At 37.8% G+C, this 14700-nt stretch carries 14 protein-coding genes; 12 read left to right on the top strand and 2 right to left on the bottom strand.

Translation table 11 applies throughout. The features are described 5' to 3' along the window. Positions 1-6: 6 nt before the first annotated feature. From I6F43_RS00905 to I6F43_RS00855, 11 genes are all read left to right on the top strand, one after another. Entirely contained in the window at positions 7-960 is a 954-nt protein-coding gene (locus I6F43_RS00905) for a YbgA family protein (protein ID WP_024591090.1), read from the top strand. Next, on the top strand, positions 960-2354 hold the full coding sequence (phrB, locus tag I6F43_RS00900) for a deoxyribodipyrimidine photo-lyase (RefSeq protein ID WP_197100500.1): 1395 nt from the start codon (positions 960-962) through the stop codon (positions 2352-2354). Before I6F43_RS00905 ends, phrB begins: the two co-directional genes overlap by 1 nt. Before the next feature lies 1 nt (position 2355). Next, a complete protein-coding gene (locus I6F43_RS00895; protein WP_197100498.1) occupies positions 2356-2784 on the top strand; it encodes a nuclear transport factor 2 family protein in 429 nt (142 codons plus the stop codon). A 2-nt stretch (positions 2785-2786) separates the two neighbouring features. Continuing rightward, a complete protein-coding gene (locus tag I6F43_RS00890; protein WP_197100496.1) occupies positions 2787-3497 on the top strand; it encodes an SDR family NAD(P)-dependent oxidoreductase in 711 nt (236 codons plus the stop codon). Beyond that, a complete protein-coding gene (locus tag I6F43_RS00885; RefSeq protein ID WP_007580703.1) occupies positions 3494-4750 on the top strand; it encodes an NAD(P)/FAD-dependent oxidoreductase in 1257 nt (418 codons plus the stop codon). The genes I6F43_RS00890 and I6F43_RS00885 overlap by 4 nt, the downstream gene beginning before the upstream one ends. Further along, on the top strand, positions 4743-5480 hold the full coding sequence (locus tag I6F43_RS00880; protein ID WP_197100494.1) for a DUF1365 domain-containing protein: 738 nt from the start codon (positions 4743-4745) through the stop codon (positions 5478-5480). Before I6F43_RS00885 ends, I6F43_RS00880 begins: the two co-directional genes overlap by 8 nt. Positions 5481-5517: 37 nt before the next feature. Next, complete coding sequence (locus I6F43_RS00875) at positions 5518-6780, top strand: SAM-dependent methyltransferase (RefSeq protein ID WP_165735776.1); 1263 nt, start codon at positions 5518-5520, stop codon at positions 6778-6780. After that, a complete protein-coding gene (locus I6F43_RS00870) occupies positions 6758-7258 on the top strand; it encodes a DUF2878 domain-containing protein (RefSeq protein WP_007580697.1) in 501 nt (166 codons plus the stop codon). The genes I6F43_RS00875 and I6F43_RS00870 overlap by 23 nt, the downstream gene beginning before the upstream one ends. A gap of 54 nt (positions 7259-7312) precedes the next feature. Then, a complete protein-coding gene (locus I6F43_RS00865) occupies positions 7313-7801 on the top strand; it encodes a chalcone isomerase family protein (RefSeq protein ID WP_010552972.1) in 489 nt (162 codons plus the stop codon). A 1-nt stretch (position 7802) separates the two neighbouring features. Next, the gene (locus I6F43_RS00860) at positions 7803-8342 is read left to right on the top strand and encodes a DUF3833 domain-containing protein (protein WP_010552971.1); all 540 of its coding nucleotides are present in this window, start codon (positions 7803-7805) and stop codon (positions 8340-8342) included. Between the two features lie 210 nt (positions 8343-8552). Continuing rightward, entirely contained in the window at positions 8553-8828 is a 276-nt protein-coding gene (locus I6F43_RS00855; protein ID WP_002962474.1) for an HU family DNA-binding protein, read from the top strand. A 92-nt stretch (positions 8829-8920) separates the two neighbouring features. On the opposite strand, the gene ilvN is transcribed toward I6F43_RS00855, so the two are convergent. Together ilvN and I6F43_RS00845 are read right to left on the bottom strand one after the other, a co-directional pair. Further along, positions 8921-9418: an acetolactate synthase small subunit gene (gene ilvN, locus I6F43_RS00850; protein WP_007580691.1), complete on the bottom strand. Its 498-nt coding sequence runs from the start codon at positions 9416-9418 to the stop codon at positions 8921-8923. Further along, complete coding sequence (locus I6F43_RS00845) at positions 9418-11142, bottom strand: acetolactate synthase 3 large subunit (RefSeq protein WP_010552970.1); 1725 nt, start codon at positions 11140-11142, stop codon at positions 9418-9420. The genes ilvN and I6F43_RS00845 overlap by 1 nt, the downstream gene beginning before the upstream one ends. Positions 11143-11632: 490 nt before the next feature. On the opposite strand from I6F43_RS00845, the gene I6F43_RS00840 reads away from it, so the two are divergent. Beyond that, on the top strand, positions 11633-14647 hold the full coding sequence (locus I6F43_RS00840) for an immune inhibitor A domain-containing protein (RefSeq protein ID WP_197100491.1): 3015 nt from the start codon (positions 11633-11635) through the stop codon (positions 14645-14647). Positions 14648-14700: the final 53 nt, after the last annotated feature.

Genomic DNA, 14700 nt, shown 5'->3' with positions numbered 1-14700 from the left:
GAATATATGCACACAGATATAATAAAAATAGGTATAAGCGCCTGCTTAGCAGGCGAAAAAGTTAGATTTGACACAGGACATAAAAAGTCAAATTTTTGTATGGATGAACTAGGCAAACACGTTGAATACACACGGTTTTGTCCGGAAGTAGCTGTTGGTTTACCGATACCTCGTCCAACTATTCGCCAAGTTAAAGTGGGCGATACTATTAAAGTATGCCGCCCAGATGGCACCGGCGAAGTAGGCCAACAACTTACTGAATATGGTAAAAAAGTTGCAACTGAACAAGCTAAAGAATTAAGCGGGTTTGTATTTTGTGCAAAAAGCCCAAGCTGCGGTATGGAGCGCATTAAAATATACAATGAAGCAGGAACAGGTAATACCTCAGAAGGCGTTGGTTTTTTTGCTGAGCAAATAATGAAGCACAACCCATTATTGCCATGTGAAGAAAACGGACGTTTAAACGACATGCATTTACGTGAAAACTTTGTAATGAGAATTTACGTATTTAAAAACTGGCAAAAATTAGCACAAGAGCCGCTTACGGTTCACAAGCTTACTCAATTTCACTCTCAGTATAAGTACTTGTTAATGGCTCATAACTATCAAGCTTATCGTGATTTGGGTAACCTGCTGGGGACTTATGTAGGCGACGATATAAATGCAGTTGCTGATGAATATATTTTAGGGTTGATGACGGGTCTTAAAAAGCCAGCTTCTCGCAGAAATAACTGCAACACGCTAATGCATTTACAAGGTTACTTTAAAACTGATTTATCGAAGGTTGAAAAACAAGAACTTCGTGATGCGATAGATGAATACCGCGAAGGTTTGGTGCCATTGTATGTACCACTTACCTTGTTAAAACATCATTTGAAGGTTCACCCAAATGAGTACCTTGAAAAACAAGTGTTTTTTAACCCTTACCCTCACGATTTAAAACTACGATTTGGTATTTAATGGATACATTATTTTGGTTTAGGCGCGATTTGCGCCTTTTTTCTAACGAAGCGTTAATTCAAGCGCTAAATAATGGCGCTAAACACGCCATTTTTTTTGTGTCTGAAAAACAGTGGCAACAGCACCAAGCTGCGCCTATTCAGATTGACTTACTCAAGCGCCGAGTTACTTATCTTCAATATCAGCTTGCTGATTACGGCATTACTTTACATATTATTGAAGCGCCTAGCTTTTCTGATTGTACGCGTGAGCTTATTAACTTTTGTAAAGCAAACGATGTAAAACACGTAATTGCTAATACAGAATATGAGCTTAATGAAGTAAACCGCGATAAAGCAATTTTGCACGAATGCGATGAGCTTTCAATTACTTTTACTTTGTACGAAGGTGATTTAATTGCACCTGTTGGAACGGTTAAAAACCAAAGTAATGAAATGTATAAAGTGTTTACTCCATTTAAGCGAGCATGGTTAAAGCAGTATCAAGATACACACTTTAGTTTGCCTCAATGGCCTTTAACTTCTGAGCCAACAAAATTTGATGAAAGCGGCTTACTAAAAAGTGATGGATGCTCAGATAAGTGGCCAGTTGACGACGAAACACTTTCTACTGTGGTCGATAACTTTATATGTGACAAACTTACAAGCTACGATGATCAGCGTGATATACCCAGCGTAAAAGGCACATCAGGTTTAAGCCCGTATTTAGCACTTGGTATTGTGAGCACAAAACAGCTGCTTATTAATATTCAGCAGCGTTATCCTGATATTTTAACTACGTCAAAAAGTAAAACGTTTACGTGGATTAACGAGCTTGTTTGGCGCGAATTTTACAGGCATTTAATTGCTGAATTTCCGAAGCTTTCGCGCGGTGATAACTTTAACGAAAAGTATAACGCCGTAGTGTGGCGTAAAAGCGAAAATGAATTTACAGCATGGTGTGAAGGGCGTACAGGTTACCCGTTAGTGGATGCTGCAATGCTACAACTAAAGCAAACCGGTTGGATGCACAATCGTTTACGTATGGTTGTTGCGAGCTTTTTAACTAAGCATTTATTAATAGACTGGCGCGAAGGTGAGCGCTTTTTTATGCAGCACCTAATTGATGGCGATTTAGCCTCAAATAATGGTGGTTGGCAGTGGGCTGCAAGTACCGGGTGTGATGCTCAGCCTTATTTTAGAGTTTTTAACCCTATCAGACAAAGCGAGCGCTTTGATCCAACTGGCAAGTTTATCCGTAAGTATTTGCCAGAGCTTGAAAACGTGCCAGATAAACACATTCATTTTCCACACACTTATTTAGCCGCAATAGGTAAAGATAAGGAATGTTACTGGCCAGCAATAGTTGATCATGAAGCGGCACGAGAACGTGCACTTGCTGCATTTAAGGTGTGATATGGATAACCAGTTACCAGTAGATAAATTTGTTGAAATATACCAACAGCTTGATAGCACTAATCTTGATTTATTGAGTGATATTTACTGTGACAACATACAGTTTATAGACCCAATGCATGCAATTAACGGCATTGTAGAATTGCGCAGGTACTTTGCTAACTTATATAGCAATGTTAAGCATTGTCAGTTTGATATTAATGATTCGTTTGATAGCGGCAACAATGCTTTTATCTATTGGACTATGCACTATGCACATCCAAAGCTTTCATCAGGTAAAACTATTTCGGTAGAAGGTCATAGCAAGCTTATTTTTGAAAATGGCAAAATTATCAAGCACAGAGACTACTTTAATGTGGGCGAGTTGCTGTACAAACATATTCCTTTACTTGGTAGTGTTATAAAGCTAATTGATAAAAGGGCAGGTTAATTATGATCACACTTATAACGGGTGCTACTTCTGGTATTGGTGAGCAGTTAGCAATTAAATATGCGCAGTTGGGAGACACTGTTATAGCTTGTGGACGTAATAGTGAAAAGCTCGCTGAGCTTGCTAAATACGACAATATTCAAGTATGCAAATTTGACGCAACTAATCTACAAGACATTAAAGAGTCGACAGTTGGCTTTCCTCATTTTGACCGTGTTATTTTAAACGCGGGTAACTGTGAATACATAGATGACGCACGAAACTTTGATAGTGCATTGTTTGAACGTGTAATAAACGTAAATTTACTCTCTATGGGGTATTGCCTTGAGGCGCTACTTCCTAAAATAAATTCAGGTGGTCAGCTTGTTTTGGTCAGCTCAAGTGTTACCTATCTTGCGCTACCTCGTTCAGAAGCTTATGGTGCATCAAAAGCGGGTGTAAGTTACTTAGCAAAAAGCTTAGCTGTTGATTTAGATGATGTTGATGTGACTTTAGTTCACCCTGGCTTTGTGAAAACTCCGCTTACTAATAAAAATGATTTCCCGATGCCTATGGCCGTTACCGCTGAAAAAGCCGCAGACTATATGATTAAGGGAATACATAAGCGCCGAAAAGATGTTCACTTTCCGTACCGTTTTACACTTATATTAAAGGCATTACGTATTTTGCCACTCCCAATTTGGCTTAAAATCGCAAAAGGATTAGCCCGTTGAAAAAAATAGCAATAATAGGAACTGGTGTATCTGGTTTAACATGTGGGCATTTGCTTCATAAACATTACGATGTAACCGTATTTGAAAAAAATGATTATATAGGTGGCCACACTGCAACGGTTGATGTTGATGTGTGCGGCATAAAATACGCAATAGATACTGGTTTTATTGTATTTAATGACAGAACTTACCCATACTTTGAAAAGTTACTATCGCGTATTGGTGTAGATAAACAAACAACGCAGATGAGCTTTAGTGTTCATAACGAAGCCACTGGCTTTGAATACAATGGCCATACGTTTACAAGCCTGTTTGCACAGCGTCGTAATATTTTTAGACCTAAGTTTTGGCGATTATTGTACGACATTGTTAGGTTTAACAAATTGTGTAAAGCACTACATGAAAAAGATGATTACCAATCTGATCAATCATTAGGGCAATTGCTTAGTGACAATCACTTTAATGACTTTTTTAAATACCATTATATTCTTCCGATGGGCGCAGCTATTTGGTCTACCAGTATTAAAGAAATGGAAAATGTAGGCGTTGAATTTTTTGTTAAGTTCTTCTTTAATCATGGCCTTTTAGATGTAACAAATAGACCACAGTGGTATGTAGTACCAGGTGGCTCTCGTCAGTATATTAAGCCACTGATCAGAGGCTTTGCTGATAAAATTAAACTTAATACAGATATTAAATCTGTTACGCGTCAAAATGATGAAGTAACAATAGAGTTTGCCAATGGTGAATTAAGTAAGTTTGATAAAGTAATATTTGCTTGTCATTCAGATCAGGCGCTTGCACTACTTGGTGATGCGACTGAGCAAGAAAAGTCAGTATTGGGTGCAATAGCTTACACTGAGAATTCAGTTGTGCTGCACACCGATACAAACCTTTTACCTGATAGAAAAGCGGCATGGGCAAGTTGGAACTACCTACTTAATAACAACACTGATAAAGCAGCTGTTGTTACTTACCAAATGAATATTTTGCAAGGTATACAATCGGATACACAGTTTTGTGTAACGCTTAATCACCTTGAAGGAATAAGCCAAAGTAAAATTTTGCGCGAGTTTACTTATCATCATCCTGTATTTAACCAAGAGTCAATTGCTGCTCAAAAGCTTAAACACAGTATTGATGGACAAAACAATAGTTATTTTTGTGGTGCTTATTGGTACAATGGTTTTCATGAAGATGGCGTACACAGTGGTGTAGATGTAGCCAAGCAACTTGGGGTCGAATTTGACTAGTGCAGTGTATTTAGGCGATGTAAAACATCGCCGTTTTGCTGTTAAAGAACATCGTTTTAGTTACCCATTGTATATGATGTGGGTAGATTTAAATAATCCTCAACAACTAAATGGTGTGCATAAACACATAGGTACGTCAGGCTTAAAAGCGTTAAAATTTAATGAAGCTGATTATCTTAAAGACACTTCACAACTTGCTAAACGACCTCTTATTGAGCGTGCGCATGATCAACTTGCCAATTTAGGTATTACTGAAACCTTTTCTCATATTTACATGCTAGGGCAGCTTCGTTGTTTTGGTGTGTATTTTAGTCCTGTTAATTTTTACTTTTTTGGCCACAACGACACCCGTTTTAAGTACATGATAGCTGAAGTGAGTAATACACCATGGAACGAACGTCATTATTATTTAGTCCCTTTAGAAAAAAAAGTGAACTTTAAGAAGGTTTTTTCCGTATCACCTTTTATGAATCTGGATATGAACTATCATTGGCATGTTAAACAATCGCCTGATAAAACATTGATACACATTGAAAATAAGCGAAATGAAGAGTTATTATTTGATGCAACACTTCGCTTGAAACGTAAAAAACTCACTAACGAAGAGATTAATAAGTTGTTTAAACGTTTTCCGGCCATGACATGGTCTATTTTCAAAGGTATTTATTATCAAGCATTAAAGTTGTTTATAAAGCGAGTGCCTTTTTTAGGTCACTCAGGTAAGCCATAAAGCACATAGGTAGTCAGGACAATTAATAGGTATTTTAATGGATAAAGTGTCGAGCTTAAATTGCGAACAAAGCACTAGTTGGTTAACTAATATATATAAAAAATTAGTGACTAAAGCCTTTTCGTCAATTGAAACAGGTCAAGTTGTTTTAATTGAAGGAAATGAGCGTACAGTTTTTGGTGATGTATCGTCTGCGTTAAAAGCAACAGTAACAGTTAATGATAAAGCTATGTATAAAGCGTTTGCGTTATCTGGGAGCGTTGGCGCTGGCGAAGCGTATATTTTGGGACATTGGTCTTGTGACAACTTAACTTCATTCATTGAGATATTTGCTATAAATGAAAAGCAACTTGATGAGTTTGAAAAAAAATTCGCATTTTTTAGTAATATCGCACACCGGTTTAATCATATAAAAAACAAAAATTCAGAATCGGGATCTAAGAAAAATATTGTTGCTCATTACGACTTAGGTAATGATTTGTACGAATCATTTTTAAGTAAAGAAATGCTTTATTCAAGTGCTGTATATCCTACAAAAGAAGCGACACTTGAAGAGGCTCAGCAATACAAGCTTAAACGCATTTGTGAGCAAGTTGAGCTTCAAAAAAATGATTCAGTAATTGAAATTGGTACAGGGTGGGGGGCATTTGCTATATATGCAGCCACACATTACGATTGCCATGTAACAACAACAACCATATCTGATGAGCAACATGATTATGTAGCTAACAAGATTGTTGAGCTTGGTCTTGAAAGTAAAATAACATTACTTAAGCTCGACTACAGACTACTAAAAGGTAAATACGACAAGCTTGTTTCCATTGAAATGATAGAAGCAGTGGGTCATGATTATTTGCCGAGCTTTTTCACTCAGTGTGGTGAGCTCCTAAAAGATGATGGCGCCATGCTTATTCAAGCAATTACTATTGGCGATCAGCGTTATAAGCACTACTTAAAAAACTCTGACTTTATTCAGCAGTATATTTTTCCGGGCGGATGTTTGCCATCGCTTAACGAAATGAGTGAGCAGATTAAAAATAATACCGATATGGTTATTCATACTGTTAATGATATTGGCGCTCACTACGCACGAACATTAGCAGATTGGCGAACTCGTTTTATAAAAAGCTGGCCTGATTTAGACCGCTCTAAATTTGATGAACGCTTTTATCGTTTATGGTTATTTTATTTTGCTTATTGTGAAGGTGCGTTTAGAGCCAGAGCAACAAGTACGGTGCATTTAATGGCGCGTAAACCTCGTTTTACTAGTGATAACGATGATATTGCGCTCGGTTACTAATTTTGTTTTATTTCAAGCAGTGTGGTTTTTATCATTGCTGCTTGAAGCCAATTCGCTACTTTTTAGTGGCTTGATTATTGTTTTAATGTTTTGTTTGTCAAAGCAGAAAAAACAAGACTCCTTACTATTAATTAAAGCCCTACCTTTAGCACTATTGTTAGAATTTATAGCGGTAAAGTTAGGCTTGTTAGAATTTAAAGTTTATCCCTTCCCTCTATGGCTCGTGTTTTTATGGGCTGCATTACTACTTTCTTTAAATACCTCAATGGTTTTTTTGAGTAAATTAAAGCTTTGGCAGGCCTTTTTGGTATGTATGGCATTTGCGCCAGCAAGTTATTGGGCTGGAGCGCGCTTTGAAGTAATAAGTTTAGGTTTACCTTTATGGCAATTCTGGCTCGTTTACGGGGCGCTTTGGTCTACAGTGTTTACTGTTATTCTTTTCATAAACCAAAAAATCAAGTTATTCATCAATCGCTGATCTTCCACAATTTCTATTTCGTAACATTACCCATTGACTCAAAGGGAGCTTATTTTGAAATTTTTACTAAAGGCAGTTACTTTTTATTTGCTTACCACTTCAATTGTTTTAGCTAACACACAATTTAATAAAGTAGGCGAAGCACGAATGGAGTATTTATTTTGGGATGTATATGACGCTGTGCTATTTACCCCTTCAGGTAATTACAGCGCAGGAACACATCCTGTTAAGTTTAAGCTTACCTATTTACGTGACTTTGACGCTAAAGAAATAGTAAAAGCAACAAATGAGCAGTGGGAACATCTTGGAAAAACAGGGCTGGCAGACAAATACGACAGTAAATTGTTGTCTATTTGGCCTGATATAAAAAAGGGTGACTCACTAACATTAGTGACAAATGAGCAAGGTATGAGCACTTTTTATCATAATGATGAAAAAATGGGTGAAATTGATGAACCTCAATTTTCGAGTGATTTTTTAGCTATTTGGCTTGATGAAAAAACCTCTGAGCCAAAATTACGAAAGCAATTATTAGGGAATTAATATGAACATATTAAACACGTTAAAAGCAGCTGTTATGAGCCTCTCGGCTCTACTTTTAATTAGCTGTTCGGCACCAAATGTTGAACATTATAAAAATACATCGCCAAATTTCGACTTTAAAACGTTTTTTAGCGGAAATTTGAAAGCCTATGGTGTTGTACAAGACTTTAAAGGCGAATTGACCCGAAAGCTTGTCGTAGATATGAATGCGACTTGGGACGGTAACCAGGGCGTTATTGAAGAAGACTTTGTTTATGATGATGGCGAAACCCAAAAGCGAATCTGGAAAATAACGTTAAATGAAGACAATAGTTTAACGGGGACAGCAGCTGATGTTATAGGTACAGCAAAAGGCAAAAGTGACGGCAGCGTATTTCATTGGAATTATGATGTAGAGCTTCCATACGATGGCAGTACTTTAGAAGTGAATTTTGACGATTGGATGTACCTGGTTACACAATCGCGCTTGATAAACCGCACATCTATTGTTAAGTTTGGAGTCGAGGTCGGGGAAGTGACCTTAGTTATCGAAAAAATATAGCTTATTTACCCAGTTGCTTAACTTGCGCCAAAATTGTACTCAAATTAAGTCTTTGTTAACCCAACACGCTGTATTCTACCGAGAATTATTTAAATTTTACTCATTTTTTAAGAATTTAAGCAAAAAATGCAATTTGCTGTTGCTAACTCTTTAAAAATGCATAAAGATAGGTTTTGCGAAGGCAAAATAATAACGAATAGGAATCTAACAATGAATAAAGCTCAATTAGTTGAAAAAATTGCTACTGATGCAGAAATCTCTAAAGCCGCTGCTACTCGTGCTCTTGACGCGTTTACAGGTGCTGTAACTTCTTCTTTAAAAGAAGGTGATTCAGTAGCATTAGTTGGTTTTGGTACTTTCTCAGTAAAAGAACGTGCAGCTCGCACTGGCCGTAACCCACAAACGGGTGCTGAGATCCAAATCGCAGCGGCAACTATCCCAAGCTTTAAAGCAGGTAAAGGTCTTAAAGACCAAGTAAACCCTTAATAGGTTTAACGAATTAAATTAAAAAAAGAGCTATTTAGCTCTTTTTTTTTATGTTTAAAAAGCCGCTATATAACGGCTTTAATAGATGAGTGTTATGCTTTTAGCGCTTTATCGCCTCGCCCAATACCAACAGCACCAGAACGTACAACTTCAATAATATCGGTTTCATGGCGAAGTGTGTCTAAAAACGATTCTATTTTGTCTGTACTGCTCACTAGTTGCAGGCTATAGCTTTGTCGGCCCATATCTAAAATAACACCCTGAAACACATCAACTACGCGGGTAACCGCTGCACGAGTCGTCTCGTCTTGAGCAAATACCTTAACAAGCAATAACTCTCGCTCAATGTGACTCATTTCTGTTAAATCGATAATTTTAAGCACGTCGACTAATTTGTTAACTTGTTTTGTGATCTGTTCAACCACTCTGTCATCACCCATGGTGGTAATGGTAATACGTGATAACGACTGATCATCAGTTGTGCCAACAGTTAGGCTGTCAATGTTGTATGCACGTTGTGAAAAAAGCCCAACAATACGCGACAGTGCACCTGGTTCGTTTTCTAATAGAATAGATAAAATACGACGCATTATGCTTTTACTCCTTTACGTAACCACATCTCATCAATGCCACCTAACTTGATTTGCATTGGGTATACATGTTCTTTCTCGTCTACAAGAATATCTAAAAAGACTAAACGATCGTTTATGCTCATAGCTTTATCGATTGCAGGTTGTAACTCATCAAGTGTGTTTACTTTAATACCCACATGCCCGTAGCTTTCAACCAACTTAACAAAATCAGGCAGTGAGTCCATGTAAGATGATGAATGACGACCGCCGTAAACCATATCTTGCCATTGGCGTACCATACCTAAAGAGCGGTTATTGAGTGATACAACTTTTACAGCTAGGTTGTACTGCAAGCAGGTAGATAGCTCTTGAATATTCATTTGAATAGAGCCATCACCTGTAATACATACAGATTCTTTATCAGGAAAGGCTAATTTTACGCCCATAGCAGCAGGTAAACCAAAGCCCATAGTGCCTAGGCCGCCAGAATTTATCCACTGACGAGGATGCTTAAATGGGTAATATTGCGCTGCAAACATTTGGTGCTGTCCAACGTCAGAACTTACGTAAGCATCGCCATTAGTGGCTTTATAAACAGCTTCAATAACGGCTTGTGGCTTAATTTTGTCGCCATCTGTGTTGTAGCTTAAACATTTTTGTTCACGCCAGCTGATAATCTGGCGCCACCAATCTTCTTGCGCGCTGCGATCTATTTTAATTGGGCTTTTATCAATACCCGTTTGTAGTTGTTCAAGTACGGTTGCTAAACAACCTACAACTGGTATGTGTGCTTTGATTGTTTTTGAAATTGAAGTTGGATCTACATCTACATGAACAATTGTGGCATTTGGACAAAACTTTTTAACGTTATTAGTTACCCTGTCATCAAATCGTGCACCAAGCGCTAAAATCACATCGGCGTTTGCCATTGCTTTGTTAGCCTCAAGCGTACCGTGCATGCCTAGCATACCTACAAAGTTTGGATGCACACCTGATATGCCGCCAAGCCCCATTAGTGTATTGGTAATGGGCGCATTTAACGACTCAACTAAATGCGTTAATTGCTCTGACGTATTTGAAATAACAATACCACCGCCAGAATAGATAACCAGTTTTTTGGCCTCTAGAATAGTTGTTACCGCTTTACGAATTTGTTTTGAATGCCCTTTAGTATTAGGGCTGTATGTTCTTAGCTCTGTTGTTTTAGGAAATTCGTATTCAAACTTTATAGCAGGGTTAAGCATATCTTTAGGAAGCTCAACTACAACAGGTCCAGGACGACCTGTACTGGCTATATAAAAGGCTTTAGCTAAGATTGTTGGGATTTCTTTAGCACTTCTACAGTTAAAGCTGTGTTTAACTATAGGGCGAGAACAACCCACAATATCAGTTTCTTGGAATGCATCGTCACCAATTAAACTTGTAGGCACTTGGCCTGACAATACAACCATAGGAATTGAATCCATGTAGGCTGTTGCAATACCCGTTATACAGTTTGTAGCGCCAGGGCCTGAGGTTGCAAGTACAACACCAACGTCTCCAGTAGCACGAGCATAACCATCAGCCATATGTGTGGCAGCTTGTTCATGACGTACTAATATATGCTCAATATCATCTTGCTGAAAAAGTGCATCATATAAGTCTAAAACCGAACCACCGGGGTAGCCAAATATGTATTTTACCTTTAACTCTTTTAATGCCTGAACTACTAGTTCAGAGCCATTATATTCTTGTTTGCTCATCCTCATTCCTCTGTGCGCTTTTTTTATGCATAAAAAAACCCCCGCGTAGTGCGAGGGTTTTTAAAAAGCAGTATCACCTTTTAATACATCCCCGCTGGGCTTATAACTAAGACCAGTACGAGTACGACTAAAAGGTTAATTTGTGTGTTCATAGTTTTTACTCTACTTAGCAAAACACTGCTTTTAAATTAAAAATTCTGTATAGGTTTATTTTTAAGGGTTTTGAACCCTTATGTCAACCTTGAAAGTGGTTTTTTGCATTTTAAATTCGTTTTGTAGCTTTTTTTAATTTAAATCTGCAGAAATGCTGTATTTAACTGAGTTAACTAGCAGAAATTATGCGTTTTAGGTTGTGTGTTTGATTTTAGTTATAAAAGAGTGTGAAAGACCATTAACTTTTATTGCACATGTTAACTATATGTTTTTATCGCATGTTTAAATTTCTATTATTAGGTATGATTACTACATAATTATGTTTGAGGAAAACACAGTGAAAAAAGTGACGTTAATTGCGCTTTTAACTACGCTATTAAGCCCTATAGTAGCGGCTAATAATTTAAGCCCGCATGATGTTGGTATAACTAACGAAGAACGTATTTTATATTGGCTTAAAAAAAGAGACCAAATATCCTCTAGTGAGTTAGATAGTTCATTTAAGTCATATATGAGTAACAAAGAAGTTGCCAATCTCTCAATTAAAAATGGCTTTAGGCAATTTAAATCCTCCTCTACGGATTTTTCAAACACAAATAAACAACAAGCCGCTTTTTCAACGTCGCTAGTGCCTGATCAAAGCGTTAATGATGTAAAAGTGTTAGCTATCTTAATTGATTTTCCTGACCTCAAACATGACGATAATCGACTTGTACAGCAAGACACCGACATGTTTTACGCTGATTATTCAACTGAGCACTATCAGCAAATGCTTTTTAATACTCAAGGTTATGCGGGCCCTGATGGACAAAGCTTATCAACGGCTGCAGATTATTACAAAGCAGCGTCTGGTAATAGCTTAAACTTTAACGGGCAGGTATATGGCTGGGTAACCGCTGATAGTAATGCAAAAATATATGGTGAACGCCAAGGCAGTACGCGTGATAAAAATGCGCCCGCTTTAGTCAAAGAGGCTGTGGAGAAGGCGGTTGCAAAGTTTAATATTAATTTAGCGGACTATGATTTAACTGATTTAGATGATGTTGATGGCGATGGAATTATTAATGAACCCAACGGTATTATTGACCATGTAATGATTTTTCATTCAAGTATTGGCGAGGAAGCGGGTGGTGGCTACCTAAGCACCGACGCTATTTGGTCGCACCGCTACTATGTATTTGATGAAAATAGCGGGCCGAGCGAGATTGCAGGCAGCAGTATTAAACTCTTTGGTTACACAATTAATCCAATTGATGCTGGGATTGGCGTGGTGGTGCATGAGTTTGGGCATGACTTGGGATTATTAGATGAATACGACTTACAATCTAACACGGTAGGTGAGCCTGTCGCGTCTTGGTCAGTTATGTCGACAGGAAGTTGGGCAGGTTCGCCACGAGGCTCAGAGCCTGTTATGTTTAGCCCTTATGCGCTTGAATATTTACAAAATCGATACCAGGGTAATTGGGTTAATCAGCTCACGCTTGATATGGATGAGATAGATGCTAACGCACAGCAAACATTAATTAATACTGCGAGTACTTCACAACTACAAAGCCAAATAAAAATAACACTGCCATCTCGACTCGAAAAATTTAAAACGCCAGTAGAAGGCGATTTTCAATACTATTCAAATACGGGCGACAATGTTAGTAACAGCTTAGTTAATACAGTAACGCTACCAAACACAACTGAGGCACTTACTTTAAGCTTTATTGCTTATTACAGTATTGAGCGCGACTATGATTTAGTACAGGTAAAAGTAAATGGGGAGCCTATTGCTAGTAATTATACCCAAGCAATAAACCCATACTATGGTGACATTGGTCCGTATATATCAGGTGATTCATTTTTTAATAGTGATGCTAAGCAGCCTAACGGCTATTTAACTCATGAGTTTGATTTATCAGCTTATGCTGGGCAAATGATTGATCTAAAAATTGAATACATAACAGATGCGAACACACATTATTATGGTTTTGTTGTGGATGATATGCGTATTGTGCAAAGTGATACCTTAATTTGGCAAAATAATGCACAAGATCAAATTAACACCGAGTTTAATGGCTTTGAAAAAATAGGTAGTTACACATATGCATCGCCATCACATTACTATTTACAATTGCGTTCATACACAGGTGTTGACAGTAGTTTGCAAGCAGAGCAGTACTCACCGGGATTATTATTGTGGTATAGCAATGAATCTCAAGCCGATAACAACACGACAGAGCATCCAGGTAGTGGTTTTGCATTAGTGGTAGATGCTGATCAGCGCTCGATAAATAAAGGCAGTACGCAAACTCCGGCTGCTTCAGCAATTCAAATTCGTGATGCTGCTTTTAGTTTATATCCACAGCGAGCTGGGTTAGGTGATGATGATTTATCAGCTATTACAGAGTTTACTGATAAAACCGACTATAGTTTTTCAGCGCAACAGCCATCGGGCGTTGTGCTTCCACAGGTTGGCTTTGGGTTTAATATTATAAGCCAGTCAGCTGATAGTGAAGATATAGAAGTAGAGCTTAATTACGATGTTACTAAAGGTATTAATTTTACCAAAACAGGTTTAATCGTTAATTTTAATGTAGAAGGTTTTGCACTCACGCCTGCGGATAAATTTACGTGGAATTTTGACGATGGTAGCTCAAGCACAGAGTTAACGCCTACTCATGAATACCAAGATTATGGCACCTATAGCGTTGAGTTTATGGCAAGTAATGATACTTCACAGCAAGTAGCTGTAGCTCAAGTTATATTAGTTGAGCCATTATCTGTAAATGAAATTGAATATGAAATAAACCAAGGAATATTAACAGCTCAAGCTTCGTTTACAGGTGGAGTCGCACCGTATACTTATAATTGGCAGCTAGGGGATGGAAGTACTTTAACGACGCAATCGCTCACTTATAATTATTTATACTCTGGTGATTACCAAGTAACGCTTACAGTGACAGATAACGAAGGCACGGAGCAAACTAAAGCGGTTGATGTAACGGCAACTGTTCCGCTTAGCATAGACGCAAACGTTACAGTAAATGATTTAAGCGCTCAATTTAATGCGCAAGTAACCGGCGGCTTTAATAGTTATACTTACAGTTGGGATTTTGGTGATGGCAGTGCGGTATCAAACTTACAAAACCCAAGGCATACTTATCAAACTGGCGGGGCATTTAGTGTAACGTTGAATGTTACTGACACTCAAACAAATGACACTTTTGCTAAAGAGTTATCTCTTACAGTGCAAAAGCAACAAAGTAGTTCGGGTTCAAGTGGCGGATCATTGGCAGGTTTATTAGGATTACTACTGTTAAGTTTATTTAGGTTTAATACTAACTATATAAGCAGGTTGGTATAAGCTTAATTAACAAATAAAAAAAAGCCCGCTAAATTAGCGGGCTATTTAAATTA

The sequence above is a fragment of the Pseudoalteromonas sp. NZS71_1 genome (genome assembly GCF_015864305.1).
Classification (GTDB): Bacteria; Pseudomonadota; Gammaproteobacteria; order Enterobacterales; family Alteromonadaceae; genus Pseudoalteromonas; species Pseudoalteromonas arctica.
The sequence above is the reverse complement of the archived record's forward strand: the minus strand, read 5'-3'. Positions and strand labels throughout refer to the sequence as shown.

Bases quoted from the DNA above. Each gene is read 5' to 3' on its own strand.
- phrB (WP_197100500.1), top strand. From the start codon at position 960: ATGGATACATTATTTTGGTTTAGGCGCGATTTGCGCCTTTTTTCTAAC.
- I6F43_RS00890 (WP_197100496.1), top strand. From the start codon at position 2,787: ATGATCACACTTATAACGGGTGCTACTTCTGGTATTGGTGAGCAGTTA.
- I6F43_RS00845 (WP_010552970.1), bottom strand. From the start codon at position 11,142: ATGAGCAAACAAGAATATAATGGCTCTGAACTAGTAGTTCAGGCATTA.
- I6F43_RS00860 (WP_010552971.1), top strand. From the start codon at position 7,803: ATGAACATATTAAACACGTTAAAAGCAGCTGTTATGAGCCTCTCGGCT.
- I6F43_RS00875 (WP_165735776.1), top strand. From the start codon at position 5,518: ATGGATAAAGTGTCGAGCTTAAATTGCGAACAAAGCACTAGTTGGTTA.
- I6F43_RS00870 (WP_007580697.1), top strand. From the start codon at position 6,758: ATGATATTGCGCTCGGTTACTAATTTTGTTTTATTTCAAGCAGTGTGG.
- I6F43_RS00855 (WP_002962474.1), top strand. From the start codon at position 8,553: ATGAATAAAGCTCAATTAGTTGAAAAAATTGCTACTGATGCAGAAATC.
- I6F43_RS00905 (WP_024591090.1), top strand. From the start codon at position 7: ATGCACACAGATATAATAAAAATAGGTATAAGCGCCTGCTTAGCAGGC.
- I6F43_RS00895 (WP_197100498.1), top strand. From the start codon at position 2,356: ATGGATAACCAGTTACCAGTAGATAAATTTGTTGAAATATACCAACAG.
- ilvN (WP_007580691.1), bottom strand. From the start codon at position 9,418: ATGCGTCGTATTTTATCTATTCTATTAGAAAACGAACCAGGTGCACTG.